This is a genomic window from Nocardiopsis sp. LDBS0036 (genome assembly GCF_041228755.1).
Taxonomy (GTDB): domain Bacteria; phylum Actinomycetota; class Actinomycetes; order Streptosporangiales; family Streptosporangiaceae; genus Nocardiopsis; species Nocardiopsis dassonvillei.
Genome location: NZ_CP141103.1, coordinates 3,652,242 through 3,678,076 on the forward strand (window position 1 = coordinate 3,652,242; position 25,835 = coordinate 3,678,076).

General features: G+C 72.2%; 28 protein-coding genes. 7 read left to right on the plus strand and 21 right to left on the minus strand.

The features are described from left to right. Window positions 1-67 precede the first annotated feature (67 nt). Window positions 68-814: a phosphoglyceromutase gene (locus UIS43_RS15345; RefSeq protein WP_013155334.1), complete on the plus strand. Its 747-nt coding sequence runs from the start codon at window positions 68-70 to the stop codon at window positions 812-814. 301 nt (window positions 815-1,115) lie between these two features. Here UIS43_RS15345 and UIS43_RS15350 read toward each other — a convergent pair whose 3' ends face one another. Together UIS43_RS15350 and UIS43_RS15355 are read right to left on the minus strand one after the other, a co-directional pair. After that, the gene (locus tag UIS43_RS15350) at window positions 1,116-1,478 is read right to left on the minus strand and encodes a DsrE family protein (RefSeq protein ID WP_026338071.1); all 363 of its coding nucleotides are present in this window, start codon (window positions 1,476-1,478) and stop codon (window positions 1,116-1,118) included. A gap of 14 nt (window positions 1,479-1,492) precedes the next feature. Continuing rightward, window positions 1,493-2,266 carry a GIDE domain-containing protein gene (locus tag UIS43_RS15355; protein ID WP_117198279.1) on the minus strand — a complete coding sequence of 258 codons (774 nt, stop codon included), beginning with the start codon at window positions 2,264-2,266 and terminating at the stop codon, window positions 1,493-1,495. 209 nt (window positions 2,267-2,475) lie between these two features. Between UIS43_RS15355 and UIS43_RS15360 the strand changes: the two genes are divergently transcribed. Together UIS43_RS15360 and UIS43_RS15365 are read left to right on the plus strand one after the other, a co-directional pair. Then, complete coding sequence (locus UIS43_RS15360; RefSeq protein ID WP_013155337.1) at window positions 2,476-3,012, plus strand: FABP family protein; 537 nt, start codon at window positions 2,476-2,478, stop codon at window positions 3,010-3,012. Window positions 3,013-3,346: 334 nt separating this feature from the next. Continuing rightward, window positions 3,347-4,369, plus strand: coding sequence for a folate-binding protein YgfZ (locus UIS43_RS15365; RefSeq protein ID WP_013155338.1), 1,023 nt, complete (start codon window positions 3,347-3,349; stop codon window positions 4,367-4,369). Here the strand turns inward: UIS43_RS15365 and UIS43_RS15370 are convergent. Then, window positions 4,366-5,070: a DUF4352 domain-containing protein gene (locus tag UIS43_RS15370; RefSeq protein ID WP_370010487.1), complete on the minus strand. Its 705-nt coding sequence runs from the start codon at window positions 5,068-5,070 to the stop codon at window positions 4,366-4,368. The genes UIS43_RS15365 and UIS43_RS15370 overlap by 4 nt on opposite strands. Window positions 5,071-5,209: 139 nt before the next feature. Between UIS43_RS15370 and UIS43_RS15375 the strand changes: the two genes are divergently transcribed. Then, the gene (locus UIS43_RS15375; protein WP_358412333.1) at window positions 5,210-5,578 is read left to right on the plus strand and encodes a type II toxin-antitoxin system RelE/ParE family toxin; all 369 of its coding nucleotides are present in this window, start codon (window positions 5,210-5,212) and stop codon (window positions 5,576-5,578) included. Then, on the plus strand, window positions 5,575-5,982 hold the full coding sequence (locus tag UIS43_RS15380) for a helix-turn-helix domain-containing protein (protein WP_358412331.1): 408 nt from the start codon (window positions 5,575-5,577) through the stop codon (window positions 5,980-5,982). Before UIS43_RS15375 ends, UIS43_RS15380 begins: the two co-directional genes overlap by 4 nt. Window positions 5,983-6,026: 44 nt before the next feature. Here UIS43_RS15380 and UIS43_RS15385 read toward each other — a convergent pair whose 3' ends face one another. The 10 genes from UIS43_RS15385 to UIS43_RS15430 form a co-directional block, all read right to left on the minus strand. After that, window positions 6,027-6,947: an NADP-dependent oxidoreductase gene (locus UIS43_RS15385; RefSeq protein ID WP_071622910.1), complete on the minus strand. Its 921-nt coding sequence runs from the start codon at window positions 6,945-6,947 to the stop codon at window positions 6,027-6,029. A 95-nt stretch (window positions 6,948-7,042) separates the two neighbouring features. Then, the gene (locus UIS43_RS15390) at window positions 7,043-7,753 is read right to left on the minus strand and encodes a type 1 glutamine amidotransferase (protein ID WP_013155343.1); all 711 of its coding nucleotides are present in this window, start codon (window positions 7,751-7,753) and stop codon (window positions 7,043-7,045) included. Between the two features lie 10 nt (window positions 7,754-7,763). After that, a complete protein-coding gene (locus UIS43_RS15395; RefSeq protein WP_013155344.1) occupies window positions 7,764-9,020 on the minus strand; it encodes a MurT ligase domain-containing protein in 1,257 nt (418 codons plus the stop codon). A gap of 91 nt (window positions 9,021-9,111) precedes the next feature. Then, window positions 9,112-11,262, minus strand: coding sequence for a hypothetical protein (locus UIS43_RS15400; protein ID WP_013155345.1), 2,151 nt, complete (start codon window positions 11,260-11,262; stop codon window positions 9,112-9,114). An 812-nt stretch (window positions 11,263-12,074) separates the two neighbouring features. Then, window positions 12,075-12,380 carry a DUF1416 domain-containing protein gene (locus UIS43_RS15405; RefSeq protein WP_013155346.1) on the minus strand — a complete coding sequence of 102 codons (306 nt, stop codon included), beginning with the start codon at window positions 12,378-12,380 and terminating at the stop codon, window positions 12,075-12,077. Further along, window positions 12,377-13,222, minus strand: a complete 846-nt coding sequence (locus UIS43_RS15410) for a sulfurtransferase (protein WP_013155347.1) — start codon at window positions 13,220-13,222, stop codon at window positions 12,377-12,379. Before UIS43_RS15410 ends, UIS43_RS15405 begins: the two co-directional genes overlap by 4 nt. Window positions 13,223-13,657: 435 nt before the next feature. Continuing rightward, window positions 13,658-13,744, minus strand: coding sequence for a putative leader peptide (locus UIS43_RS15415; RefSeq protein ID WP_352231633.1), 87 nt, complete (start codon window positions 13,742-13,744; stop codon window positions 13,658-13,660). Window positions 13,745-13,840: 96 nt separating this feature from the next. After that, a complete protein-coding gene (locus UIS43_RS15420) occupies window positions 13,841-14,179 on the minus strand; it encodes a TlpA family protein disulfide reductase (protein WP_370010493.1) in 339 nt (112 codons plus the stop codon). Window positions 14,180-14,359: 180 nt separating this feature from the next. Continuing rightward, entirely contained in the window at window positions 14,360-15,058 is a 699-nt protein-coding gene (locus UIS43_RS15425) for a DUF2993 domain-containing protein (RefSeq protein WP_013155349.1), read from the minus strand. Between the two features lie 251 nt (window positions 15,059-15,309). Next, window positions 15,310-16,455 (minus strand): putative quinol monooxygenase, encoded by a 1,146-nt coding sequence (locus tag UIS43_RS15430; RefSeq protein WP_370010496.1) that lies wholly within the window; start codon window positions 16,453-16,455, stop codon window positions 15,310-15,312. A 247-nt stretch (window positions 16,456-16,702) separates the two neighbouring features. Between UIS43_RS15430 and UIS43_RS15435 the strand changes: the two genes are divergently transcribed. Continuing rightward, window positions 16,703-17,491: an HAD family phosphatase gene (locus UIS43_RS15435; RefSeq protein WP_013155351.1), complete on the plus strand. Its 789-nt coding sequence runs from the start codon at window positions 16,703-16,705 to the stop codon at window positions 17,489-17,491. 291 nt (window positions 17,492-17,782) lie between these two features. On the opposite strand, the gene UIS43_RS15440 is transcribed toward UIS43_RS15435, so the two are convergent. From UIS43_RS15440 to UIS43_RS15470, 7 genes are all read right to left on the minus strand, one after another. Further along, window positions 17,783-18,721: an NAD-dependent epimerase/dehydratase family protein gene (locus UIS43_RS15440; RefSeq protein ID WP_013155352.1), complete on the minus strand. Its 939-nt coding sequence runs from the start codon at window positions 18,719-18,721 to the stop codon at window positions 17,783-17,785. 226 nt (window positions 18,722-18,947) lie between these two features. Next, the gene (locus tag UIS43_RS15445) at window positions 18,948-19,046 is read right to left on the minus strand and encodes a 30S ribosomal protein bS22 (protein ID WP_013155353.1); all 99 of its coding nucleotides are present in this window, start codon (window positions 19,044-19,046) and stop codon (window positions 18,948-18,950) included. A 223-nt stretch (window positions 19,047-19,269) separates the two neighbouring features. Beyond that, complete coding sequence (locus UIS43_RS15450; RefSeq protein WP_013155354.1) at window positions 19,270-19,905, minus strand: histidine phosphatase family protein; 636 nt, start codon at window positions 19,903-19,905, stop codon at window positions 19,270-19,272. A 55-nt stretch (window positions 19,906-19,960) separates the two neighbouring features. Next, the gene (gene hemL / locus UIS43_RS15455; RefSeq protein ID WP_071622913.1) at window positions 19,961-21,256 is read right to left on the minus strand and encodes a glutamate-1-semialdehyde 2,1-aminomutase; all 1,296 of its coding nucleotides are present in this window, start codon (window positions 21,254-21,256) and stop codon (window positions 19,961-19,963) included. Window positions 21,257-21,367: 111 nt separating this feature from the next. Next, the gene (locus UIS43_RS15460) at window positions 21,368-21,940 is read right to left on the minus strand and encodes an RloB family protein (protein WP_370010499.1); all 573 of its coding nucleotides are present in this window, start codon (window positions 21,938-21,940) and stop codon (window positions 21,368-21,370) included. Continuing rightward, complete coding sequence (locus UIS43_RS15465) at window positions 21,937-23,343, minus strand: ATP/GTP-binding protein (RefSeq protein ID WP_370010500.1); 1,407 nt, start codon at window positions 23,341-23,343, stop codon at window positions 21,937-21,939. Before UIS43_RS15465 ends, UIS43_RS15460 begins: the two co-directional genes overlap by 4 nt. 143 nt (window positions 23,344-23,486) lie before the next feature. Next, window positions 23,487-24,176 (minus strand): phosphatase PAP2 family protein, encoded by a 690-nt coding sequence (locus UIS43_RS15470; protein ID WP_094804989.1) that lies wholly within the window; start codon window positions 24,174-24,176, stop codon window positions 23,487-23,489. 288 nt (window positions 24,177-24,464) lie between these two features. Between UIS43_RS15470 and rraA the strand changes: the two genes are divergently transcribed. Continuing rightward, the gene (gene rraA, locus UIS43_RS15475; protein ID WP_013155359.1) at window positions 24,465-24,953 is read left to right on the plus strand and encodes a ribonuclease E activity regulator RraA; all 489 of its coding nucleotides are present in this window, start codon (window positions 24,465-24,467) and stop codon (window positions 24,951-24,953) included. A gap of 172 nt (window positions 24,954-25,125) precedes the next feature. On the opposite strand, the gene UIS43_RS15480 is transcribed toward rraA, so the two are convergent. After that, window positions 25,126-25,830 (minus strand): hypothetical protein, encoded by a 705-nt coding sequence (locus UIS43_RS15480; RefSeq protein ID WP_117199178.1) that lies wholly within the window; start codon window positions 25,828-25,830, stop codon window positions 25,126-25,128. Window positions 25,831-25,835: the final 5 nt, after the last annotated feature.

Consider the following 25,835-nt stretch of genomic DNA (forward strand, 5'->3'; position numbering starts at 1 on the left):
CGGCCGCTCCCCCGCAAGGGGCGGGCGGACGCCCGAGCGCGGTGCCCGGGTGGCTAGGCTTGCCCCCATGGGAACTCTGGTACTGCTGCGACACGGTGAGAGCGTCTGGAACGCGAAGGGCCTGTTCACCGGCTGGGTGGACGTGGACCTGTCCGCGACGGGCGAGGAGGAGGCCCGCCGGGGCGGCGAGCTGCTCAAGGAGGCCGGCGTACGGCCGGACGTGGTCTACACCTCCCTGCTCAAGCGCGCGATCCGCACCGCGAACCTCGCCCTGGAGACCGCCGACCTGCACTGGCTGCCGGTCGAGCGCACCTGGCGCCTCAACGAGCGCCACTACGGCGCCCTGCAGGGCAAGGACAAGGCGCAGACGCGCGAGGAGTACGGCGAAGAGCAGTTCATGATCTGGCGCCGCTCCTACGACACCCCGCCGCCGCCCATCGCGGACGACGACACCTACTCGCAGGCCGGTGACGCCCGCTACGGCGAACTGCCGCCGGAGCTGCTGCCGCGCACCGAGTGCCTCAAGGACGTGCTGGACCGCGCCCTGCCGTACTGGTACGACTCGATCGTGCCGGACCTGGCCGCGGGCAAGACCGTGCTGGTCGCCGCGCACGGCAACTCGCTGCGTGCGCTGGTCAAGCACCTGGACGGCGTCAGCGACGCCGACATCGCCGGGCTGAACATCCCGACGGGCATCCCGCTGCGCTACGACCTGGACGACCAGTTCAAGCCGACCAACCCCGGCGGCACCTACCTCGACCCGGAGGCGGCCAAGTCCGCCATCGAGGCCGTCGCCAACCAGGGCAAGAAGTAACGCCCGCCCGATCCCGTCGCCGTGCCCGCGCCGCCTCCGGTGGTGCGGGCACTGTGCTGCCGGGGGCCGGGCAGGACGTGGACCGCGTGGGGCGCCGTCGGGAGTCGCGCGGGGTGTGGGCGAGTACCGCGTGGGGAGCGGACGAGGGCCGGGCGGAGCGCCTCCGGAGGCCGCGTGGGGCGCGGGCCGCGTGAGGGCATGGCGGTGCGGGCGGAGGCGCGGCCTCCCCCTTTACCACGCTAGGTCTCGGAGGAGGGGCCGCGCCAGAGCCGTTCGCGGCCTGTGGACAACGCTCCCCGCCTCAGTAGACGAGGGCCTGCGCGCCGTCCTGGACGGCCTCCTCGACGAAGGACGGCGCCCCGGCGATGCGCACGCCCCGGATCAGGTCGTCCCCGGTCAGGTCGCGTCGGGCGGCGCACTGGGTGCACACCGTCACCCGGCCCGCGGCGAGCACCGCGTCGAGCAGGTCCTTGAGGGGGGCCGCGTGCGGGAGGGAGAACCGCTCGGCGCGGCCGGGGACCGCGAACCACGCCGACTCACCGGTCAGCCAGAGGGAGACCCCGACGCCGCTGGCCAGGGCGGCGGCGGCCACCGTGAACGCCTGGTTGCACCGCTCGGGGTCGTCCTCCCCGGCGGTGACCTTGATCACCAAGGAACGAGACATGCCCGTCAGCCTACTCAGAGCGCCGCGGCGGTCAGCACGGCGCCCGCGATCGAGCAGACCGCGAGGGCGATGGTGAGCGCGAGGGCCTCGGTGCGGCGCGGGGAGACCCGCACCGGCTGGTCTTCCACACCGTGCTCGATGCTGAGCGTCCCGTCCTCGGGGGCGGCCAGGACCACGCGGCCCTCGCGCACCTGGACCCGGCCCGTGACACGGATGCGGGCGCCCGGCCGGATCACCCACTCGCGGTACTCGAACTCGATGGTCTCGCCCCGGAAGACGCCCGAGATGCGGCCGCGCACGCGGGGTAGCAGGTCGTCCGCGGGTGAGGCCACACCCGGCTGCGGACGCCCCACCACGCGCTTGAGGCACAGCTCGGCGCCGCGCGGCTCGGTGTCGCCCGGGTCGACGAAGATCCGGTCGCCGTCGCCGGGGCGACCCTCGGCGACGATGCCGAACAGGTCCTCGGAACCGTAGTCGGCGATGGAGTCGCAGGCCCGTTCGCGGACCGCGCCCTCGGACGGGTCGCGGTTGAGCGGCCAGTAGTGGCGCAGCACCTCGTGGCCGTGCCAGACGCACTCGGCACCGGCCAGGCCGGAGGAGATGGGACCGTCGGGACCGGGAGCGGCGACACCGGTGAGCGTGACCCGCTGCCCCTCCCTGGCCGCCAGCACGCCCGGGCGCAGCTGGGCCAGTCCCCGCTGACGCAGCCAGCGCCGCAGGGCGATCAGGGTCAGGGGGAGGAGGACCACCGCGGCCACGAGCAGCGCCGAACCGATCACCAGTAACACAGGCCGCCCCTTTGGAGAACACGTCGGAGGTCTAGGCGCGGTCGGCAGAACACGCCCCGTGGCCGCACCGCGCTGCTGACAATCTTTACCAGTTCTCCGGGAAAGCGGGGCCAATTGGGCATGTCCAGACCGGGGCCGGGGAGTGGCGGAGGCCACGGTGCGCCGTCGGCGGTCACCGCCGCCTCCAGCCGCCGCTACGCTCTGGGGATATGGACGCTGAGGTACACCCCGATCTGGCGAAACTGTCCTTCCTGCTCGGCCGTTGGGAGGGCGTGGGCGTCGCCGGTTACGCCGACGTGGAGGAGTTCCAGTTCGGCCAGGAGATCGAGTTCGCGCACAACGCGGGCCTGCCCTACCTGACCTTCACGAGCCGGGCCTGGCGGATGAACCCGGAGGGCACCCGCGGTGAGCTGGTCACCGAGGAGTCGGGCTACTGGCGGGTGCGGCCCGAGACGGGCGCGGAGCCCAAGGAGGGTGAGCCCGTCGTGCACCTGGAGGTGCTGATCGCGCACCCCGAGGGCTTCAACGAGGTGTACCTGGGCAACGTGTTCGCGAACCGGGTGGAGATGTCCACCGACGCGGTGGTGCACACCGAGACCGGGATCGACGCGACCGCCTCGCACCGGCTGTACGGCCTGTTCGGCGACAACCGGGAGACGCTGGGGTACGCCTGGGACCTGGCGGCGCGCGGCCACGGCCTGCGCTCGTACATGTCGGCGCAGCTCAAGAGGGTCGGCTCGAAGTAGTCGGGGCCGAGTGGCCGGGGCCGGTCCGGGCATGGGCAGACCCCGGGCTGCTCCCGCCGCTGGGGCGGGGCCGGTCGGACGAGTTCCGGCGGCCCGGGGTCCGGGTGTCCGTCTGGGATTCGCTGCGAACGACGTCGCGCGAACGCGAGCGTCGTCCTAGCGGACGGCCACCTCGCCAGTCCTAAGATCAACCATCTCTTGGACCACCTCCTTTCTTGCGTGCCTCCGACACTACGTCCCGCTCCGGAGGCGGGGCAAATGTTTTTTCTGTGCGCGAAACCGCAGGTGGGGACGGCGTTTCCGCTCCCTTGGCAGGCCGACTAGTCTCGCTGGTATGACTTCGCCGCTGCTGAGCACACCGGGCGCCGTGAGCGCCGAGTCCCCCGACACCGGAGTCGCCGCGCACTACGGCGACCCCGCGCACGAGGGACGCGCCGCCGAACGTTCGAGCGCGTGGGTCGACCGGAGCAACCGGGGCGTGGTGCGGGTGACCGGCCCCGACCGCCTGGGCTGGCTCAACGACCTCACCAGCCAGCTGACCCGGGGCCTGGCCCCGGGCACCGCCACCGAGGCGCTGGTCCTGGACACCAAGGGACACCTGCGGCACCACCTGTCGCTGGTGGACGACGGCGAGGCCACCTGGATCCACACCGAGCCGGGGGACGGCCCGGAGCTGGCGGGGTTCCTCGACTCGATGCGGTTCATGCTGCGTGTCGAGGTGGAGGACCTGAGCGGTTCCCACGCGGTGCTGAGCGTGCTCGGTCCGGACCGCGCCAAGGCCGTGGAGGCCGCGTCGCTCGGTGACGTGACCGCGCGCGCGGTCGAGGGCGAGACCGACCTGTTCGTGCCCGCCGAACGGCTCGTCGGGGCCGCGGAGGCGCTCACGGCGGCCGGGGCGCGCCCGGCGGGCATGTGGGCCTACGAGGCGAACCGGATCGCGGAGCACCGGGTGCGCGCGGGTCTGGACACCGACGACCGCACCATCCCGCACGAGGTGGACTGGGTGGGCCGCGCGGTGCACCTGGAGAAGGGCTGCTACCCGGGCCAGGAGACGGTGGCGCGGGTGCACAACCTGGGCCGTCCGCCGCGCCGTCTGGTCATGCTGCACCTGGACGGCACCGCCGAGCGCCTGCCGCAGGTGGGGGCCGCCATCGAGCTGGACGGGCGGTCCGTGGGCCGGGTGGGCACGTCGGCCCGCCACCACGAGCTGGGGCCGATCGCCCTGGGCGTGGTCAAGCGCTCGGCCCCCACCGACGCCGACCTGGTGGTGGACGGCATCGCCGCCGGTCAGGAGGTCGTGGTCGACCCGGACACGGGCGCCAACGCCAAGATCGAGCTGCGCCGCCGTCCGCGTTAATTCGGTTCGAGGAGGCTACGTCCGCCGATGTGGACCTCGGCGAACTCGGTCCCGGTCGGCGCCAGGAACAGGATGTGGGTGGTGACGCTCTCCCCGGGGTTGATCTCGTCCCAGAAGTAGTCCCACGCCACGACGATCTCGGCGTCGACGTCGTTGGCGTACTCCAGGCCCTCGGTGGTCACGCCGATGGTCCCGTAGGTGTCGAAGACCGCGGGCTCGGAGCCCTGGTTGGTGACGTCGAGCCGGTAGACGTGGTACTCGGAGTCCGGGGGCGCGACGGCGGAGGCCCCCATCCCGTCGGTGACGGTGGTGTCGGTGTAGGCCGTCTCCACCTCCACCAGGAAGGTGTCGAAGACGGCGGAGGCCCCGGTGTAGGACTCCGGCGGCACCGGCTGCGGATCGGACTCCGCCCCGCCCCCGGGCGGCTCCTCCTGCTCGGGTCCCGGGTCCGGCGGGGCCGGGTCCGGCACGGAGGGACCCGGCGCTGAGGGATCCGGTGTGGCGGGCTCCTGGGCGGTACCGGGCTCCGGCTCCGACTGTTCCAGGACCAGCCGGGCCTCGGGGAGCGGGGCGCGCTCCAGCGAGACCACGGTGGCCACGCACCCGGCTCCGGCCAGGATGACGGCGACGGGTGCGACCAGGGCCCGTACGACGGAGCCGGGCCCTCTGGACGGTGGTGGGTGACGGCCTCTACTACTCATGCTGGTGTGACGCACGGCACCCGTGGTTCATTCCACCCCGAGGCGCCTTCTCCCTGGTCAACCGCCAGGCAGCCCTGCCCAGTCAGCACTTTTCCCGTTCCACCCCACTGGACATAAGAACATCGTTATGTTCTCCTGTATGTGGAAGATCTTCATGCTGGAGCCCGTCGAAGAGTGGTTTTTCAAGATCACTCAGGATGACCCGGTCACGGCAAAGCTGGTTCTGAACGCTCTGGAGCACCTACAGAACAGGGGCCCACGAGAGGGTCGCCCCCTCGTGGACAAGATCAAGGGAAGCCGAATACACAACCTCAAAGAGCTCCGCCCAGGATCCTCCAAGAACACCGAGGTCCGCATGCTCTTCGTCTTCGACCCCGATCGACAAGCGGTGTTCCTTGTAGCGGGCGACAAGTCGGGTCAGTGGGACAGCTGGTACCGAAAGAACATCCCGCTTGCGGAGAAGCGTTACCGGGACTACTTGGACAATCGAGAGGACGATCGCCGATGAGGGCGCGCAACTGGCTGGAGATCAAAGCCGAAGCGGAACAACTCAACCCCTGGCTCACGTCGCCGGAGGCGAACGTCATCGCGGAGGAGGACACAGCCCGGATCGAAGCCGAGCGTCAGGGTTACGCGCTCTCCTCCCTGCGCAAGGAGAGCGGGAGGACCCAGAAGGAGGTCGCCCAGATCATGGGGGTGAGTCAGGCACGGATCTCCCAGATCGAGCACGGGCGGATCGACAGCCTGGAACTCCTGCGGTCCTACATCAGCGCCATCGGTGGCGAACTGCACCTGAGGGTCGACCAGGGTCCGCTGAGCGTCACGCTCGACATCCCCGGAAGCGACGCCGCTGCCGCGACTGGAACCGGGGAGGATGTCGACGCCTCCGCGGGCGAGCGAGACGCCGCGTGAGGACGACGGGCCCGGCCGGTGCGGCCGGGCCCGTCGGGGACTGGTCAGACGGTGAGGACGATCTTTCCCCGGGTGCGTCCGGCCTGGCTCAGGCGCCAGGCCTCGGCCGCCTCGGACAGCGGGAACTCGCGGTCCACGTGCACGGTGAGCCTGCCGTCGTCGGCCAGGTGTGCCAGCTCGGCGAGGTCCTCGGAGTCAGGGCGCACCCACAGCCAGTGCCCGCCCAGTTCCTGGACGCTCGGGTCCGCGATGGACACGATCCGCGTGGGACCGCCCGTCAGCGGCACCGGCTCCTGGACCACTCCCCCGCCGACGAAGTCGAGCACCGCGTCGACGCCGTCCGGGGCCAGTGCCCGGACGCGGTCGACGAGGCCGTCCCCGTAGACCACGGGTTCGGCGCCCAGGGACCGCAGGAAGTCGTGGTTGCGCTCGCTGGCGGTACCGATGACGCGTGCGCCGCGGGCGACGGCGATCTGGACGCCGAACGCTCCGACGCCGCCCGCCGCGGCGTGGACGAGCACCGTGTCACCGGAGCCGACCCCCGCCCGTTCGACGGACTGGAGGGCGGTGAGGCCCGCCAGCGGGACACCGGCGCTCTCCTGCCAGCTCAGCGACCGCGGCTTGGGCGCGAGCATGCGCACGCTGGCCGACACCAGCTCGGCGTAGGTGCCGTTCTTGGCCCAGTCCTTGCGGGCGTAGCCGTAGACCTCGTCACCGACCTGGTACTCGTGCGCGTCGGGTCCGACCGCCTCGACGACACCGGCGACGTCCCAGCCGGGGATGAGCGGGAAGTCCGTCTCGAAGAGGGCGTCCAGGCCGCCCGCCGCGAGCTTCCAGTCCACGGGGTTGACCCCCGCGGCCCGTACCCGGATGAGGACCTCGCTCGGGGCGACCTTCGGGTCGGGAAGGTCCACCAGGGCGAGGTCGTCGGCCGATCCGTACTGCTGTAGTGCGATTGCCTTCATGCACACAACAGCGGTCGCGTCCCGGAGTTCATTCCGTGCGAAAGGACACGGAGGGCCCGACGGGGCTCACCCGTCGGGCCCTCCGGGACGCGGTGTCAGCGCATCGCGGCGGCGAGGCGCTCGTCGTGCAGGCGCTCCCCCCAGGAGGGGGCGAGCGGGGCCACCTGGCCCACGCGCCAGCGCAGCAGGAGGTCGGCCAGCTGCGGGTTGCGCGGCAGGGCGGGGCCGTGCAGGTAGGTGCCCAGCACCTGGCCCTGGTAGGCGCCCTCGGTGCGGTCGTCGTTGCCGATGCCGCGCACCGTGGTGGACAGCGGCCGGGCCGAGGGGCCGATGGCCGTGCGGCCCTGGTGGTTCTCGAAGCCGGTGATCCGGCCCACACCCAGGGCCGGGTCCACGTCCGCGACGATCTCGCCGACGGCGCGGGTCTGGCCGCGGCCGCTGCGGATGTCGAGGATGCCCACGCCGGGGAGCGGGTTGGCCTCGTCGTCGCCGTAGGTCTCGCCGATGATCTGGTACCCGGCGCACACCGCGAAGACGCAGGCGCCGCGGGCGGCGGCGCGGGCCAGGCCGCCGTCGGCGCGCAGGCGCTCGGCGGCCAGGATCTGCGGCCGGTCCTCGCCGCCGCCGAGCAGGTAGATGTCGCCCTGCTCGGGGACGGAGTCGCTGGAGTGGACGTGCACGATCTCGGTGGGGATGCCGCGCAGTTCGGCGCGGCGCTTGAGGATCAGGACGTTGCCCTGGTCCCCGTAGGTGCTCAGCAGATCGGGGTAGATCCACACGATCCGCAGGGCGCTGGTGTTCGTCATGGGTGTCTCCCTACTGGACGCGGCCGTACGCCGTGCGGATCTGCTGGAAGGCGGTGTAGTTGGCGATGAGGTCGACCTTGGTGATGCCCGGCTGGTCGGCCTTGATGCGGCCCAGGACCTCGTCGACCCGGTCGGCCACCTCGAACCGCACGCCGTCGGTCTCCAGGCGCAGCGCGAGGTCGGTGCGGCGCTCGCCCATGACGAACACGCGGCGTCCGCGCAGGACGGTGTAGTCCACGTCCCACAGCCAGGAGGTGTCCTTGCCGTCGGGGACCTGCGCGTTGACCGAGAGGATCACCGGGGTGTGGGGCGGGTCGAGGACGGCGAAGGACTCCAGCCATCCGGCGGGGTTCTTGGAGAGCAGCAGCCGCACCTCGACGCCCATGGTCACCACGGAGGTGTAGCGGCCCGCGACGGAGGTGATCTCGCGCAGCCGCTCCACGGTGCGCTCGGGGTGGATGCCGTACCCGGCGGCGGTGGCCGCGGCGATCGCGGCGTTGGAGCGGTTGGCGTCACCGGGCAGGTTCAGCCGCAGCTTGATGCTCTGGCCCTCCGGGGTGAGGAGGGAGTCGGAGGCGTTGTCCACCGCCCAGGTGGTCGCGGGGCGGGCCAGTCCGCACTCGGGGCAGGCCCAGTGCGGGTCCACGTCGCGCTTGAGGTGGCCGCCGCACTCGGGGCAGCACCAGGAGTCCTCCTTCCAGCGCTGTCCCGCGGACACCCAGGTGGCGTTGGGCGCGCCCAGGCCCGCCCAGGCCACGAGCGGGTCGTCGGCGTTGGCGATGACGTGGGCGTTGCTCTTGCCCAGCGCGAGGCGCCACTTCTTGGCGAGCAGGTTGATCTCGGAGGCGCGGTCCATCTGGTCGCGGCTGAGGTTCATCAGCACCACGAACGCGGGCTGCGTGGCGAGCAGCACCTGCGGGAGGTACTTCTCGTCCACCTCCAGCACGCCGTTGACGGCGGACTGGTTGTTCGACAGAGCCGTGATGTGCCCGGTGGGCATGTTCGCGCCGTGCTCGTTGGTGGCCACGTCGCCGAACTCGCGCAGGGCGTGCGAGATGAGCCTGGTGGTGGTGGTCTTGCCGTTGGTGGCGCTGACCAGGGCGAGCCTGCGGCCCCGGGCGAGCTTGGCGAGCAGGTCGGGTTCGACCTTGAGCGCCACCCGGCCGCCGATGACGGAGCCGTCTCCGCGTCCGGTGGCACGGGACAGGCTGGCCGCGCTCCTTCCCAGAACCGATGCCAGTTGGGCGCGCAGGGGAAGCTCGCTCATCTACTCTCCAGTAAGTGCTGGACCACCCGCGCCGTTCGCTCCTGGGAGGCGGCGGGCGGTGTGTCGGGCCAAGCCTAGTGTCCACCCGGGGTCAGACCCGCCAGTCCAACCTCTCGGGCGGCGGTCCCAGGTTGGGCGGCACCCCGTCCTCCACTGCCCCCGTGGGCGCGGGAGCCCCGCCCGCGGCGGCGGTGCCGTCGGGTGTGTCGGTCAGGGCGTCGGGGTCCGCGGTCGGGACCCGGGGGCGGACGCCTCCGGTACCGCGCCCCCTCGCGGCCGCGGCCGCGGCGCCACCGCCTCCAACGCCCGGTGTGTCACCGGTGTTCCGGGAGTCGTCCACCGTGGCGAGTGTGGCTGTGGACAGGGTGAGGATACCCGGGTTGGTGTCGGCCAGCACGGGACCGTCGGCGGTCAGGACCACGGCCGCCGTGGCGGGGAGTCCGCGCAGCGACTCGGCGTCCAGGCCGCAGGGGCGCCCGGGTGCCGCGCCGTCGTCCCCGGTACCGGCGGACCCGCCGGTGCCGGCCTCCTGAAGGGTGGCCCGCCCCCACGCGGTGGCGGATCTCACATGGCGGACGAGGTCCAGGGGCGCGACCGCCGCCGCGGCGTTGCGGATCACCGCGCCGGACTCGGTGTGCGGGGAGGGGAAGAACCGGTCGTCGGCCTCCACCTCGGCGTCGGGGTCCTCCGGCTCGCCCGTGGCCGCGCCGCCCACGGCCCCGCCGACCGCCTCGGTGAGGCGGTGCACCCGCAGCCCGCCGGGGTCGTGCCCGGCGACACCGGGCGCCGCGGCCACGGAGCGTTCGACGGCCTCCGCCGAACCCCCGTCCTGACGCATCACCACCGGCAGGCAGGCGGGGTCGGCGAACCGGGCGAGCGCGGCGGGGACGGCCGTGCGGAACATCAGGACGACCTCCACCCCGCCGTCGGCCGCCGCGGCGAGGACCTGGTCGATCTCCCCCTCGGGGAGGGACTCGGCGCCGCAGACCACGACGGTGCGGGTGCGGTCCGGGCGCACGCGGGGGCGTCTGCCGTCGGCGTTCCTGGGCTCGGGCGCCTCCAGCAGCTCGCTGAGCGCGGACACGGCGTAGGTGCCGTAGACGCGCGCGGCGGTCTCACCGGAGGCCCGGTCGGTGGAGATGATCTTGACCTGCGCGTAGTCGTTGTCGTCCGCCCGGGTGCCGACGGCCTCGAAGGGGCTCAGGCGGCGCTCCAGCTCCCAGGCCCGCTCCCCGATGCGCGGCCCGTCGCCGCAGCGCTCGCGCACCCGGGCCCGCTGCCCCGGCGTGAGCAGGGCGAGCGCGGGGTCGTCCTCGGCCGCGTCCTCCTCCGGGGTGAGCAGGGCGCGCAGGCCGCCGATGAGTTCGGCGATCCCCGCGTGCGGCCCCAGGACCTCCAGGAGGCGCAGCAGGAGCGTCTCGTCGGCGTCGGCCTCCGCGGTGCCGCCGGAGGCGGACGCGACCGCGGAGAGGATGCGCGCGCGCTGGCCCGCGTCCAGGTTGGTGCCCAGGGTCATCCGGGGCAGGTCGGCGGGGAGCACCCACCTGCGCGGGGCGACGGCGCAGCGGCGGGCCAACCGGACGAGTTCGCGGGCCACGGAGTGCCCGGTGAGGTCGACCACGGTGAGGTCGCCGCCCTCGCGCAGCCGGGAGACCCCGACGGTGGCGAGCAGCGCCGACCATCCGGCGTCGTCGCCGCCCACCACGACGACGGTGCCCCTGTCGGCGGGGACGGTCACCCCGTACCAGAGCGGCTGCGCCTCGTAGGCCCGCGAGGCCGCCTGCCACTCGGTGTACCTGCGGGCGTGCTCGTGCTGTTGTTCGCGCAGGATCCGGTCGCGCTCGTCGCGTTCGGCGGCCAGGCGCTCCCTGGCCCTTTCCAACCGGGCTGCGACGACCTGGCGGCTCTGGACGAGGGCGAAGGCGATCGGCGCGGCGATGGCGGCGCAGGCGAACACGCCGCCGAGGGCGAAGCTGCCGGGAAGGATGCGCAGGGTCCACAGCAGCGGCAGCAGCAGGGTAAGGAGGCAGAGCCCGGCCAGGGCGAAGTACAGGGGCCGGTTGGTCTGGGCCTCGCTGTCGCGCTGGGCGGCGATCCACTCCTCGCTGACGGTCTCGGCGTCGGCCGGGGTCGGCCGCCGCGGGGCCGGCCCGGGAGGCGGCAGGAGCACGGCGTGCCGCCAGCCGACGTAGGTACGTCCGGCCTCTCCTCGGGACGCTCCTCCCGAACGGGGGTTGGGCACCGTCCGAACACCTCCTGACCGGCCGTCGCGGGGGGCGGCCGGGGATTCGATCACGCGGGGCTCCGGGCCGGGCCGGAGCGTGGGCGGAATGCCGTCACCCGCCCGCCGCGCTCGTCACGGCCCCGCCGGAACCGGTCACGGGCACGGGAGGGTGCCGGTGGGCGCGGGTGGAGTGGCCGTCGATCTCAGTCAAGCAGCAGCGCGCACCGCTTTCCAGCCCCGCCCCGGACCTGTGGAAAACGCGTCGCGAACCCGGTGGAGGCTGAGGGGTCACGCGACCCGGCTCCTGCTCCCGGAGGGCCGCGCGACGAGGGGCGCACGGACGGTGCGCGCCCCTTCCCGGCGCCGGTGGCGTGAGCCGCCGTGTCAGCGCCTCCCCGGGGGCAGGGGAAGGGGGACAGAAGAAGAGAGGACGCCCCCCTTCCGAGGAGTGACCCCCCATTCCCGAGGTCTACCTGTACGCCGCGCTTCTCGCCCTGATGGTCGTCGTCCTGGCCATGTTGATCGTGTCCGCGGTCATGAGCCGCCGGTGGCGCCGCCGCAACGGACGCCCGCTCTGGCCGCCCTCCGCCTCGTGCGCGGAGGAGGGGATGTGGTCCGGGGCGGACCGGGAACAGCGGCGCAGGGTCGCAAGAGCGGTGCGGCGGGGCCCCGGCCCACTCCCCCGCCCCGTCCTCCGTCAGCCCCGTGCCCGCCTCGGGAATCCGAGGGCCGCCCCCGGGACGGACGGGGTCCGCAACGGCGCGGGGCGCCGGTGCCGGACGGTCTCCCGTCGGCACCGGCGCCCCGTACGCCTGAGGTCGCCCGGCCGTCTAGGCCTGCACCTGGAGGTCGATGACCTTGCCCACCTCGGCCTGCACCGCGTACTCGCCGGTGAAGCCCTTCGAGGCGAGGACGCGCACCTTCCAGGAGCCGTCAGCGGCGAAGAAGCGGAATGTGCCCTCCTCGCCGGTGGCCACCTCTCCGACGAAGTCGTCGGAGTCGTTCAGCAGGCGGGCGTAGGCCCCGCTCAGCGGCTGTCCGTCACGGGTGACCGTGCCCTGGATGACCGCCTGGTTCCCGGCGTCGACGTCGGCGAGGGCGACCCCGCCGACCGGCGCTCCGCAGCTGTCGCTCACTTGGCCTCGGCCTCCCCCAGCTCGACCGGGACGCCCACGAGGGAGCCGTACTCGGTCCACGAGCCGTCGTAGTTCTTGACGTTCTCCAGGCCCAGGATCTCGTGCAGGGCGAACCAGGTGTGCGAGGAGCGCTCGCCGATCCGGCAGTAGGCGATGATGTCCTTGTCCAGGTCCACGCCCGCGCCGGTGTAGAGCTCGCGCAGCTCGTCGGCGGTCTTGAAGGTGCCGTCCTCGTTGGCCGTCTTGGCCCACGGGATGTTGCGCGCGGTCGGGATGTGGCCCGGGCGCTGCGAGGTCTCCTGCGGCAGGTGCGCGGGAGCGAGCAGCTTGCCGGTGAACTCGTCGGGCGAGCGCACGTCGACCAGGTCCTTGGTGCCGATGGCCTGCACGACCTCGTCGCGGAAGGCGCGGATCGAGGCGTCCTGCTCCTGGGCGGTGTACTGGGTGGCGGCCCGCTCGGGGACCTCCTTGACGAGCTCGCGGGAGTCGAGCTCCCACTTCTTGCGGCCGCCGTCCAGCAGGCGGACGTTGGTGTGGCCGTAGAGCTTGAAGTACCAGTACGCGTAGGCGGCGAACCAGTTGTTGTTGCCGCCGTACAGGATGACCTGGTCGTCGTTGCCGATGCCCTTGGCGGACAGCAGCTTCTCGAAACCGGTGCGGTCCACGAAGTCGCGGCGGACCGGGTCCTGGAGGTCCGTCTTCCAGTCGATCTTGACGGCGCCGGGGATGTGGCCCTTGTCGTACGCGGACGTGTCCTCGTCGACCTCGACCAGGACCACGTCGGCGTCGTCCAGGTGAGCTTCCACCCAGTCGGCGTCCACGAGGACGTCGGAGCGGCTCATGGGGAACCTCCTGTGTTTCTTGTGCGGTGTCGCGTGTGCGGGTCGGTGCTCCCGGGGGCTGCCGTCCCGGGAGCGGGGGATGTGGAAAGTCTGCGGAGTGGTGCGGGGCTCCCGGTTCCGGCACGGGCCGGGGCCGCCGGACGTGCTCCCACGGGTCGGGGCACGCCGGACCCCGGGCGTACGGGGAACGCGGACAGCGGGCTGCGGAGCGGTTGCCGGACCCTCCCGACCACCGCGCCCGCGCAGGACGGAGGACGGCGGCCGAGGACGCGAAGGTCGGCGGCTGCCGGGGCTCCGGCTGGTACGGAAGTGGTCAGGGCAGGCGCGAGGCGCTGCCCGTGAGGGTCGACCCGCATGTGTGCTGTCCCCAGATGCGTACACGGAAGAGGAGAACCAGTCGCACGGAGGGGGCGTGGGCTCCGGGGCCCGTCCGCCCTAGGGACACAGACAGAGCGCGGTGGCGACGCGGCAGAAGTCCACTGCCCGTCGCTTCGTCAGATACGCGCTCGTCAAAGAGGTCACACCGGAGACGCTACAGGCCCCGTTACGCGTTTGTCACTGGTGGCCTGGATCACAGAGATGTCGTCCGCGTCGGTGCGGCGTCCCCGGGGAGGCCGTTCAGAGGACGGCAGCGCCGATCGCGGCGATCACGTCCGCCTTGCGGGGCTGGCCCGCCGCCCGGCGCACCACGCGGCCGGAGGCGTCCAGGACCAGGACGGTGGGGGTGCCCGTGACGTCCATGCGGCGGACGAGGTCGAGACGGGACTCGGCGTCCACCTCCACGTGCGCGACGCCGCCGACCATGCCCGCGACCTCGTCGAGGACGCGCCGGGTGGCCCGGCAGGGCTGGCAGAAGGCGGTGGAGAACTGCACGAGGGTGGCCCGCTCCCCCAACGGGGCGCCGACCTCCTCCGCGGTGAGCACGTCGCCCGCCGCGTCCGCGTCCTGTCGCGCCATGACGCTTCCCCTCCCCTTGCGTGTCCTCTTCCCCGGTCCTCCCGCCGCCGCTCCCGGTGCGCGGGCCGCCCGTCGGCCCGGTGCGGTCCGCGCCCCGGTGGCGGGCGTGCGCTCCGGCCCCGCGGCCGTACCGTCCGGCGAGGACCGCGGCGGCGCCGCCGCGGGCGGCCGGGGCCGGCCTCAGACCGCGTCGGCGCCCATGAGCGGAACGTCCGAGCCGGTACCGGTGACCCGCAGGCCGCTGGAGGTGGCCTCCATCTCGGTGACGGTCAGGCCGAACGGCAGCTGCGGGGCCTGGGCGCTGAACGTGAGCATGGTCGCGGCCATGCCGCTGAGGTCGACGGGGGCGTCGCCCACCTGGACGTCGACGGGGGTGACGGTCACGGTGTCGCCCTCGACGGAGAACTCGCCGCCCGCGTTGACGGAGGTGCTGATGCCGAACTCGGGGAACGCCAGCTCACCGGTGATACGGGGCTGGCCGCCCTCGGTCGTGATGGTGATGCCCTCGGGGAGGTAGGCGTTGAAGAAGGAGTAGGGGACGGTGAAGGAGCCGTCCAGCTGCCCCGCCACCACGGTCGGCTGGTTGAGCAGGTCCGCGGGGGGCGCGTCGACCTCGGTGGCGGTGACGTCGATCTGCTCGACGGTGATGCTGTCCATGGTGGCCGAGGCGGCGGTGATGTTGACCTCGGAGTAGGTGCCGCCGACGGCCTGCGGCAGGAAGGCCCAGCCCTCGATGGACACCTCCGGCTCCTCGGCCATCTGGAGCCGCTGGGCCAGCTGGCTCGCGACCATGTTCTGCGCGAAGCTGCGTGCCCCGATGTCGGCCGCAACCACCGCGACCGCCAGGAGGATCAGGAGAACGACGAGAAACTTACGCATCGGAGATCCCAGCACACTTTCTTTCGTTCCGGCGCGCTCTCGGCTGGGTCATCCCGCCGGTCGTGGTCACACGCCATCGGCGCCCGACGGGCGCCGGTCATGGAAACCTGTCGGAAAGGCTACTTCACCACAGGTTGGACGCCCGGGGCCTTCCACCGGTTTGTCCCGACTGGACAACTAGACCGGTTCGAGACCTCTCGCGGGGCGAAAAGGGGCGCCACGGCCCCGTCCACGGGCCTTGCGGGCCCTGCTCAGCGGGGCATCAGCATGGCGGCGAGGCCGTCGCTGGCCGCCGCGCCCGCGAGGGAGAGTTCGATCACGTTGGTGGCGACCACGTGCTGGGGGCTGAGGCGGGCGAACTCCAGGACGTGCGGCTGCTGCTCGTGCTCCTCCTGCGCCAGCTCGTCGCGGTACATCGCGTAGACGATGCGCTGGAGCGGCGCGCTGGGCACCGTGTGGCAGGCGAACAGCAGCGTGTCCGGCTCGCTGTGGGAGACCTGGGCGACGAGGGCGTCGGCGATGCGGTCGAAACCCGGGCCCTGGCCGTCGGCGAGCGTGTAGATGGTGATGACGCCGCGCAGTTTGCTGGGCGGCGCCTGGCGGACCGGCGGACCGTCGTAGTAGTCGTCGTAGGGATCGGCTTGGCGACGCTTGCGGCGCACGGGCTCCTCCGGGAGTTCGTCGTCGGGGTCCGCGCCCCCGTCGTCGTAGTCGTCGTAGTAGTCGTCATCGTCGTCGTAGGGGTCGCGGCGCGGGCGCGCGGCCATGGCGGCGGCCCCCCACAGCGCGGCGACGGAGCCGAGCATCAGCAGCGGCCCCCCGAAGCCGAGGCCGAAACGGCCGACCACGACGGAGAGCAGTGCGGCCAGGCCGACCAGCCCCAGCACCGTCAGGTCGGTGCGGCGGTGGTCGGAGGCGCGCCTGGCGACCGCGACGAGCGCCGTGACGAGGAAGACCGCGACGAGGACCTGCGCGAGGTTGACGAGCGAGCGCGGGATGAGGTCGTAGTGGTCGCCCATGGCGGGGTAGGAGGCGTCGAAACGGGTGCCCACCCGGTCGACGGACAGCACCACCAGGGGGACGATGGTGAACGCGCTGAGGAACAGCCGCGAGGTGAACCGGCCGCGGGGCGAGCGGACGCCGTACTCCAGCGCGCCCCAGGCCATGTAGAGCGGGCCCAGGAGGCTGATGCCGATATGCAGCAGCCGGAAGGTGATCCCGCCGAAGTCGAACATCGCGCCGATCACGGCCGCGCTGAGGCCGACCGTCGTACCCAGTGCGGCGACGAGCCATCCGACCGTGGCCACACTGGGACGGCGCTGGGCGTACGCGGCGAGCGCGGCGGTGGCGCTCCAGCCCACCAACGCGCTTATGAATGCCAGTCCTACCGTCACCATCCCGACAATGATGCTGCACGTTAGCGGGTGGATGTGCACTAGATGCAGATTCGGGGGGCCAGTGCGGGCGGCGATCCCGCAGAGTGGAGGCCACAACGGGGATTTACACTGTGATCTTCATCACCGGGTTTGCCGCCGCATCCCAGGGGCCCCACCCTGCCCGCGGGTGGCCGTAGGCTCGCACTACGCGGGGAGCGCCGCCCCGACACCGAAGGGCCGCTTCCCCCACCCAAGCCAGGAGAGAACCGTGTCACACGACGCCGTGTCCCCGAACGCGCGCGGGGCCGCCTTCTTCGACGTGGACAACACCCTGATGCGGGGTGCGTCGATCTACCACTTCGCCCGGGGCCTGGCCTCCCGGGACCTGTTCACCACCCGCGACCTGATGCGGTTCGCGTGGGGGCAGACGGTGTTCCGGGTGACCGGCAGCGAGCAGCCCGAGCACATCAACGCCGCGCGTGAGGCCGCGCTGGCGTTCGTGGCCGGACACGACGTGAACGATCTGGTGGCGCTCTGCGAGGAGATCTACGACGACACCATGGCCGACAGGATCTGGGAGGGCACCCGGGCGCTCGTCCAGGGGCACCTGGACGCCGGGCGGCCGGTGTGGCTGGTGACCGCGACGCCGGTGGAGCTGGCCCAGATCATCCGGCGGCGGCTGGGCCTGACCGGTGCTCTGGGCACCGAGGCCGAGTGCGTCGACGGGGTGTACACGGGACGGTTGAACGGGGACCTGCTGCACGGTCCGGCCAAGGCCGTGGCGGTGCGCGCCCTCGCCCACAGGGAGGGGTGGGACCTGGCGTCCTGCTCCGCCTACAGCGACTCCTCCAACGACCTGCCGCTGCTGTCCCTGGTGGGGCGTCCGCACGCGGTCAACCCGGACACCGACCTGCGCAGGTACGCCCGCACGCACGGGTGGCCGGTGCACGACTTCCGGCGGCACCGGAACGCGCTGCGGGTGGCCGTCCCGGCCGCCGTGGGCGCGGTCGCCGGTGCCGTGGCGCTGCGCGCGGTCAGACAGAGACGGACCGGCTGAACCGGGCCGGAAGGGCTGGACACCGGAACCGAACGGCCGGGGCGCCCGGTCGGGTCGGGTGACCGCACGGGCGGGACGCCAGTGCCGTCGAGGGGCCGCCACATGGGGCGGGCCCGGGACCGGGGTTGTCCACAGGCCACGCGCGGGCGTGGCGCCGGCGGGCGACCGCCTGGTGGAATGGATCAAGGGGGCCCAGGGGCCCGGAACGCCTCATGCTGCCCGCAAAGCCCTCAGATGCACTTTCCGGGCGTTTTGCACTGTGGGCCGCACCCAGGGCCGACCGGAGACCCCTCAGCGTCCCAGCGTGGCCCTGGCGAGGGCGAGCACGTGGACAGGCCGCAGACCGCCTCCGCGCGAGGACGTACCGCGGCGGCTGCCCGCGTAGGTCTCGAAGGCCTCCACCGAGCTGTAGGCGGGCGACCAGTCCAGCACCCGCTCCAGGGAGTCGGTGCGCATACCCGAGGTGTTGAGGCCCGCGCGCACGGCGCGGGAGGTGCTGGAGCTCGCGTAGTCGATCCGGCCGTGCTTGGCCAGGCCGCGCAGCACCCGCAGGCCGCGCGCCGGGACGGGGAGCCGCTGGCCGCCGACGCGGCGCAGGCAGTGCGAGAGGCGGACCGAGTCCTCGCCCGCCACGTCGAAGAACCCGGTGCCGTCGCTGAGCGCCATGCGCACCAGCGCCTCGGCGCCGTCGTCCTCGTGCAGGAACTGCACGTCGGGGTCGCTGCCGAGCACGGTGGGCACGAACCGCGAGTCCAGGTAACGCGTGAGCGGGGTGCTCACGGAGGGGCCGATGAGGTTGGCGAACCGCAGAACGGCCACCGACAGGTCGGGGCGGCGGCGCTGGAGGCCGCGGGTGTGCCGCTCGACCTCGGCCGCGTCGTCGGCGTCCAGGGTGGCGCTGGACCGCACCACCAGGCGCCGGACGGTGGTGGAGCGCTGGGCCGCGCCGAGCACCCGCATGGTGCCCAGGACGTTGTCCTCGCGGTTGGGACGGCCCGCGGTGTCCAGGCCCAGGTGCAGGACGAGTTCGGCGCCGGAGTCGGCGACGATCCTGTCCAGGCTCCCGTCGTGCAGGTCGACATGGGCGTACTCGACCCCCGGCGTGTCCGTGGGCGGCGGCGAGGAGTCGGCGCCGATCACCCGGCGGACCCCGGGCTCCTCGCTCAGGGTCTGCGCGACCCTGGCGGCCAGGGGTGTGGAAACCCCGGTGACGAGTACGACACGAACCATGGCGACACGTTCCTTGGGAGGAGACGGGAGCTGTTCCGGCAGGCCCGCGGACCGTTCACCCCCGGGGGTGAACCGGCGACCGCGACCCGTGAGACACAACAGCGCCTCACCCAGAAAATTCCATTGCTCCGGCAAAGGCCGGGCAAGGACGGCGGTGTCTCCGCGTCCGGGGCGTGCCTGGAGCGCGCCCGCGCCCGCGGAGAGACGACGTTCGCCGCTACCGGTCCTACTTCTTGTTGCGACGCGCGACACGCGTGCGCTTGAGCAGCTTGCGGTGCTTCTTCTTCGCCATCCGCTTGCGGCGCTTCTTGATGACGGAACCCATGGGATCACCTTCTCGCTGACGGAGGTTACGGACATGCCGCACCGCTGGGCGGTGGAAACCGGCAAGGGGCTCGGATGCGGTCACCGGAGCCGTTCGGACACCGGCGTGCCCGGGCCCGGATCGGCCGGTGCGACCGGGGTGGTGTCCCCCGGGTCCGGCGCTGGAGAGCGCGCACCTACCGCACCCGAAGGCCCAGCTTACCGTTACGGGTGCGCGCTCCGGGTCACGCCCCGGGAAGTGCGGGCTCGTCCTTGTACAGGACGGCGGCGGGTTCCGCGTAGCTGACGCTGGTCAGCCGCTGGTCGCTGAAGGTCAGCGACGTCACGCTCGCCAGGTTGCACTCGCGCAGGTCGGGACGGTGCCAGAGGCGTTTGCCCTCGGCCGCGCGACGGGTCATCCAGATCGGCAGCTGGTGGCTGACGCACACGGCCTCGCGGCCCCACGCCGCCCGGCGGGCGATCTTGACGGCCTCCACCATGCGCGTGACGATCTCGGAGTAGGGCTCGCCCCACGACGGCAGGAACGGGTTGTACACCCGGCTGAACACACGGGGATCGCGCACCGACCGCCGCGACAGGCTCATCCCCTCGAACTTGTTGGCCGCCTCGATGAGCCGGTCGTCCAGGGTGACGGGCAGGTCCGTCGCCTTCTGGAGGGGCACGGCGGTCTCCTGGGTGCGGTCCAGCGGCGAGGAGAACAGCGCCGCGATGTCGTGGCCCTCGAACCACTCCGCGGTCATCTCCGCCATCCGCTGGCCCCGGTCGCTGAGGTGGAAGCCGGGGAGCCTTCCGTAGAGCACCTTGCCGGGGTTGTACACCTCTCCGTGTCGCAGCAGGTGCACGACGGTGGTCGTCGTCATCGTGAGTGTCTTTCCTTCGGGGTCGTGGGCGTCGGGGCTGTACCGGCCCTGGGCGTCAGCCCTGGGCCTCGGCCGCGGCGCGGGCCGCCCTGGGCAGCGCCGAGACCACCCGGTCCACGGCGGCGTCGTCGTGCGCGGCGGAGAAGAACCAGGCCTCGAAGGCGGCGGGCGGCAGGTACACGCCCTGGTCGAGCATGGCGTGGAAGAACGCGGAGAAGACCGCGGTGTCGGTGGTGCGCGCGGTGTCGAAGTCGACGGCCTCCTGGTCGGTGAAGAACACCGTGAAGAGGTTGCCGCCGTTCTGGAGCCGGTGGACGACCCCGGCCTCGCCGAGCGCCTTGGAGACCTCGGCCGCCACCCGGGCGGAGACCTCGTCGATGCGGGCGTAGACCTCGGGGGTGGCCCCCCGCAGTGTGGCCAGGCCGGCGGCGGTGGCAAGCGGGTTCCCGGACAGGGTGCCCGCCTGGTAGACGGGACCGTTCGGCGCGAGGCGGTCCATGATCTCGGCGCGTCCGCCGAACGCGGCGGCGGGCAGGCCGCCGCCCATGACCTTGCCGAAGGTCATGAGGTCGGGGGCGACGCCCTCCAGGCCGAACCAGCCCGAGGCGCTGACGCGGAAGCCGGTGAGGACCTCGTCGAGGATGAGGAGGGCGCCGTTGGCGTGCGCGATCTCCTTGATCCGGGCGTTGAACCCGTCCCGGGGTGCGACGACGCCCATGTTGGCGGGGCAGGCCTCGGCGATCACGCAGGCGATCTCGTCGCCGTGCTCGGCGAAGGCTCGCTCGACGGCCTCGGGGTCGTTGTAGGGCAGCACGAGGGTGTCGGCGGCGCTGGCCCCGGTCACGCCCGGGGAGTCGGGCAGGGCGAAGGTGGCCAGGCCCGAACCGGCGGAGGCCAGGAGGGCGTCGACGTGGCCGTGGTAGTTGCCCGCGAACTTGACGATCTTGCTGCGCCCGGTGAAGCCGCGCGCGAGGCGGATCGCGGACATGGTGGCCTCGGTGCCGGAGTTGACGAGGCGGACCTTCTCCACCGGGGTGCGCTCGACGATCAGCTCGGCCAGCTCGACCTCGCCGGGGGTCGGCGCGCCGTAGGAGGTCCCGGCGTCGACCGCGCCGTGGAGGGCCTCGACGACGGCGGGGGCCGCGTGGCCGAGGATCAGCGGCCCCCACGAGCACACGAGGTCGACGTACTGGCGGCCGTCGGCGTCGGTGAGGTAGGGGCCCTCGCCCCTGACGAAGAAGGGCGGGGTGCCGCCGACGGCGCCGAAGGCGCGGACGGGGGAGTTCACGCCACCCGGCACGACGGCGGAGGCACGCTGGAAAAGCTCTGCTGAAGTCTGTTGAGTACCCACCTCACCAGTGTGTCAGCTGTGTCCGGTACCAGGACCATGACCCGCCCCGCGTCGGCCGAGGACCCGGCGTCGGCGCCTGGACCGGTGTCGGGGTCAGGGGCGGTGTCGGGGTCAGGGGCGGATCAGAGCACGGACCAGCTGGTGGATCCGTGTGCTGGGGTCGCCCGTCGGCGGCAGGCGCTCGGCGCGCTCGCAGGCCTCCTGGAGGCCGTGGGCGAAGTCCTCGAAGCGGGTCCCGCCCTTGTTCCACCTCGGCAGGAGCGCCCTGAGCTCCTTCTCGGCACTGGCCCCGGTGACGAGTGCGGACCGGTGGTCCCTCAGGTGGAGGATGAGCCAGGTCTCGAAGGTGGGGGTGGAGGGAGCGGCCTCGACCCCCTCCCGCACGGCGGACGCCACGAGCGCGGCGACGTCCTCTCCGTCGGTGTCGAACACCGCCCAGCGCTCGGTGCAGTCGTCCCGCTCCGCCTCGGCCGCGCTCCTGACCACGATCTCGCGCTGGGGATGTTTGGCCTTGCGGGCGTGGACGGTGTGCAGCCGCACGTCCGGGTGCTTCTTCATCGTGTCGAAGTAGCGCTTCTCGGTCTCGCCCTCGCAGACCACGAGGTAGACGCGCTTCTCCTCGCGATGCGGCCTGCGGCGGTCGAGACTCGTCTCCCTCTGCTCCCTCTTGCGCCTCTTGCTCACGGGGCGGCTTCCTCCGACTCCCGTGACTGCTCTCGCCGGTGCAGGGCGTCCCGGAACAGTTCGTCGTCCACGTCCGGAACCGCGCCGTAGCGGCCCGTGAGGTAGCGCCGGGCGCGGTTGTCGTCCCCCCGGGGCTTGAAGTCGCTGAGCGGGTAGAGCGAGGTACGTCCCCGGTCGTCCTTGTCCACGAACCAGATGTGGTCGCGCTTGAGGACCTCCTCACCGCGTACACGTCCGAGCAGGGCCGCGTCGTGGCTGGTGAAGATCAGTTGGGCGCCCTTGGGATTGTGCTCCTCGTCCTGGAAGAGGGAGATGACCTTGGCGGAGAGATAGGGGTGGAGGCTGGCGTCGATCTCGTCGACCACGAGGGCTCCGCCCGTTTCCAGTACACGCTGGGCGTCGAAGCCGATCGTGGCGAACGCCCTGGTTCCCAGGGATTCCTCCTCCCAGAGGAGGGGCGTAGCGTTTTCTGTGCCCTGATGGCGGAAGAGGAGGGTGGATCGGCCGTGCCTGAGAAGGGTGCGCAGACTCGCCTCGAAGGCCGACGTTCCACTAGGGCCGAGCTTGGTCTGAGATCTGTCCCCGTCCTGGTCTCCTTTGAGCAGCCTCCGGGCCAACGCTCGCGTATATGGGTCGCGGAACCTTTCCTCATCGGAGGAGGAGTCCCTAGCAGAGGCGGTCCGTCCCATGGAGTCGAGATGGTCGTGGCTGAGTTCCACCGTTTCGATACCCGTGTCAGCGGACTTCAGAAGACGGCTGAGATCCGCCATGTGTGCCTCGGAGGCGCTTCCCTCACGCAACCACGCTGGATGGCCCGGCCCCCGCTCGGTGGCGGACACCAGACTCTCGGAGAACCAGCGGTAGACCGGTTCCACCTCCGCGTTCGAGGCGCGGGCGGCGACGGTGAGGAAGAGGACGTTCCGACCGGTGATCTCCTTGACCTGGCGCAGTTTCCCCGAGGTCTGGTCACCGAAGGAGAACTCCTCCCCCTCACGCTCGAACACGACGCGTCTGCGCTGTCTGGGGTAGCTGTACAACCACTCCTCCACGACCCGCTCGTCATCGACCCCGAATCCGTAGGTGTGGCGGACACCGTCGATCACGAGGTCGACCACGAACGTGGAGGGCTCCTCCCGGGTGTCCGCGCTCAACTTGAAGGGGTGGCGCTGGATTCCGCTCCCAGGCTCGTTGTGGCTCATCGACCACCGGACGGTGTCCCGCATGAAGGAGAGCGCGTCCAGCAGGTTCGACTTGCCCGAGGCGTTGGCCCCGAAGATCCCCGCGACCGTGGTGGCCTCCCAGCCGGCCTCCTGCGGGCGGGCGTCGTCGTAGACGGGAGTGAGCAGGAGCTGTTGTTCCTCACGGATGGACTTGTGGTTCTCGACGCGGAAACTCAGCAGCATCGCGGCACTCTCCCCGGAAGTCGAGCGGCTTCACCGCTTTTCGCGCGGAAAAACCACACGTGACAAGCATGCCATGAGGTCCTGCCCCGCACACGCGTGTGCCCCGCCCCCGGGGGACAGGGACGGGGCACACGGAAGCCGACTCAGTGCCGGGCGGCGTAACCGTCCCGGGCGGGGGCGTCGGGCGGGGGCGGCGCGCCCGCGTCCGAGGCGGCCGGGGTATCCGGCCGCTCGGCGCGCACCAGCGGGCGCAGGCGGTCGTTGCGGGCGAGCAGCTCCACGAGGGCGGTCATCGGGCGGGAGGCGGCCAGGGAGACCAGGGCCGCGACGGTGGCGCCGACGAGGAGGCCGACCGTGACGTCGTGCGGGTAGTGGGCGCCGACGAAGACCCGGGAGAAGGCCTCCAGGACGGCGAGCAGCACGGCGAGGACGGCGATGCGGCGCCAGGCCAGGATGAGCGCCGCGGCGGCGGCGCCCGCGATCGCGGCGTGGTTGCTCGGGAAGGACCAGTCGCCGAGCGGGTCGCAGGTGGCGATCGTGGTCAGGTCGGTCATGGCCTGGCAGGGGCGCATCTGCTCGAAGAACGTCTTCACCGTGCGGCTGACCATGTAGGCGACGACGGTGGCGACGGGAGCGAACAGGGCCAGGCCGACCAGACGGGAGTCCACGGAGCGGGCGCGCCACCAGGCGGCGAGGAAGAGGACGGCGAACACTCCGAGGAAGAGGTCGGTGCCCACGTAGGCGACGCTCTGCACCCAGGGGTCCAGGTCCGCCGTGAACTCGATCAGGGCCCGGGACCAGGCAGCGCTGACGGCGAGGATCTCAGAGACCATCTCTCTCCATTGGGTCGTTCAGGGGGGAGGGTCGCGCGCAGGGGGGAGGTTCTGGGCGACGCCCCGTCCGAAGGTGACGGGGATCCCATGATTCGGTGACAGGAAAGGCTTCATCCTGTCATCAACCGGGGCTTTCCGGGCCCGCGAAACGGCCGTATCGACGAAAGAGACGGAGGGCACCGACGAAGGAGACGCCGTGCCGCCCGAGAGGTCTGGCGTACCGATGAGTAGCTTGGGGGTGTCCACCCTCCCGGCGGCACCCATCCGCCCTCCCGAGACGGAGCCCCGATGACCTCGCACTTCACCACCGCGGACCTCATCGACGACCACGGCGACACCCTGCGCAGCTGCTCCACGCAGTTCCGCCAGTTCGGGGGGCGCGCGGTGTTCTCCGGCCGGATCCGCACCGTCCGCTGCCACGAGGACAACGGCCTGGTCAAGCAGGTCCTCAACACCCCGGGCGACGGCGCGGTCCTGGTGGTGGACGGCGGCGGCTCGCTGCGGTCGGCCCTGATGGGCGACATGATCGCCGAGGCGGCCGTGGCCAACGGCTGGGCCGGAACCGTGATCTTCGGCGCGGTCCGCGACACCCGCGCCCTGGGCGGGCTGGACCTGGGCGTGAAGGCGCTGGGCTCCAACCCCCGCAAGTCCCTCAAGGACGCCGCCGGTCGCCTTGACGTGCCCGTGACCTTCGGCGACGTCACGTTCGTACCGGGAGAGTGGCTCTACAGCGACGAGGACGGCGTGGTGGTGAACGCCGAGGAGATCGGGCTCTGACGCGGGGCCAAGCGGAGGAGAACGGAGGAGGTCGCGGGGATGACCTCCCCGGCGACATCCCCGGAGCCTCCCCAGTGCGCCTCCGGCACCTCCCGCCGAACCCTCGGACACCCCCGCGGGCTCCGAGGCCTTCCGCGTGCCCGGCCGCACCCGCCCCTGCCCGCCCTGCGCCTCAGGCCCGACCGCGCAGGAGCGGAAGCACCACGGCCGCGCACATCGCGGGGAGCAGCAGCAGCGGGACGAGGAGCCACGCCAGCATGTGGTCGACGAACAGGACGACCGCCGCCTGCGCCGAACCGACCAGCACGAAACCGGTTCTCATGAGGCGGTGCGCGGCCGACCACCAGCGGACGAGGGGCCTGTCGTGGTCCGCCCCGGGCTCCGGCGCGGGCAGGACGACGCCGACACCGACCAGGAACAGGCCGGTCGCCACGCCCAGCACCCGGCTGATCGGGAGGTCCCACCCGGCCTGGCCCAGGACGAGCACTCCGTGCGTCACGAGCAGGAACAGGGACAGCAGGCCCAGGAGGGCGCTCATGCCCCGCGCGGCGTTCCGTGCCTTCGGCGCCGCCGGTAGACCCAGCGCGTCCTGGAGGCCGTTCTGGAGACGGGTTCCGAAGACCACCGCGGCCGACAGCACGACCGCCAGGAGGCCGGTCGTCAGGGGCAGGGCCAGCGCGAGCACCGCCCGGGGGACCGTGTCGGGGGTGCCGTCCAGGTTGGTCCGTCCGCTGAGCACCGTCCCCGGCAGATCGGGCCAGGCCGTCCAGGAGACGAGGGCCATGAGGACGACCGAGGCCGCCGTGACGAGAATTCCCGCGAGGGGAATGCGGGGCCTTTCCACATTCTCCTCCACCGGGTTGTCCGTGCCGTTCATTCCGT

Coding starts and splice junctions, on each gene's coding strand:
- UIS43_RS15370 (WP_370010487.1), bottom strand. CDS start 5,070: ATGAGTAGTAGAGGCCGTCACCCACCACCGTCCAGAGGGCCCGGCTCC.
- UIS43_RS15450 (WP_013155354.1), bottom strand. CDS start 19,905: ATGACGACGACCACCGTCGTGCACCTGCTGCGACACGGAGAGGTGTAC.
- UIS43_RS15445 (WP_013155353.1), bottom strand. CDS start 19,046: ATGGGTTCCGTCATCAAGAAGCGCCGCAAGCGGATGGCGAAGAAGAAG.
- UIS43_RS15410 (WP_013155347.1), bottom strand. CDS start 13,222: ATGAGCCGCTCCGACGTCCTCGTGGACGCCGACTGGGTGGAAGCTCAC.
- UIS43_RS15385 (WP_071622910.1), bottom strand. CDS start 6,947: ATGAAGGCAATCGCACTACAGCAGTACGGATCGGCCGACGACCTCGCC.
- UIS43_RS15345 (WP_013155334.1), top strand. CDS start 68: ATGGGAACTCTGGTACTGCTGCGACACGGTGAGAGCGTCTGGAACGCG.
- UIS43_RS15350 (WP_026338071.1), bottom strand. CDS start 1,478: ATGTCTCGTTCCTTGGTGATCAAGGTCACCGCCGGGGAGGACGACCCC.
- rraA (WP_013155359.1), top strand. CDS start 24,465: ATGACCTCGCACTTCACCACCGCGGACCTCATCGACGACCACGGCGAC.
- UIS43_RS15425 (WP_013155349.1), bottom strand. CDS start 15,058: ATGCGTAAGTTTCTCGTCGTTCTCCTGATCCTCCTGGCGGTCGCGGTG.
- UIS43_RS15365 (WP_013155338.1), top strand. CDS start 3,347: ATGACTTCGCCGCTGCTGAGCACACCGGGCGCCGTGAGCGCCGAGTCC.
- UIS43_RS15480 (WP_117199178.1), bottom strand. CDS start 25,830: ATGAACGGCACGGACAACCCGGTGGAGGAGAATGTGGAAAGGCCCCGC.
- UIS43_RS15465 (WP_370010500.1), bottom strand. CDS start 23,343: ATGCTGCTGAGTTTCCGCGTCGAGAACCACAAGTCCATCCGTGAGGAA.
- UIS43_RS15380 (WP_358412331.1), top strand. CDS start 5,575: ATGAGGGCGCGCAACTGGCTGGAGATCAAAGCCGAAGCGGAACAACTC.
- UIS43_RS15395 (WP_013155344.1), bottom strand. CDS start 9,020: ATGAGCGAGCTTCCCCTGCGCGCCCAACTGGCATCGGTTCTGGGAAGG.
- UIS43_RS15360 (WP_013155337.1), top strand. CDS start 2,476: ATGGACGCTGAGGTACACCCCGATCTGGCGAAACTGTCCTTCCTGCTC.
- UIS43_RS15440 (WP_013155352.1), bottom strand. CDS start 18,721: ATGGTTCGTGTCGTACTCGTCACCGGGGTTTCCACACCCCTGGCCGCC.
- UIS43_RS15390 (WP_013155343.1), bottom strand. CDS start 7,753: ATGACGAACACCAGCGCCCTGCGGATCGTGTGGATCTACCCCGATCTG.
- UIS43_RS15420 (WP_370010493.1), bottom strand. CDS start 14,179: ATGGCGCGACAGGACGCGGACGCGGCGGGCGACGTGCTCACCGCGGAG.
- UIS43_RS15430 (WP_370010496.1), bottom strand. CDS start 16,455: ATGGTGACGGTAGGACTGGCATTCATAAGCGCGTTGGTGGGCTGGAGC.
- UIS43_RS15470 (WP_094804989.1), bottom strand. CDS start 24,176: ATGGTCTCTGAGATCCTCGCCGTCAGCGCTGCCTGGTCCCGGGCCCTG.
- UIS43_RS15375 (WP_358412333.1), top strand. CDS start 5,210: ATGTGGAAGATCTTCATGCTGGAGCCCGTCGAAGAGTGGTTTTTCAAG.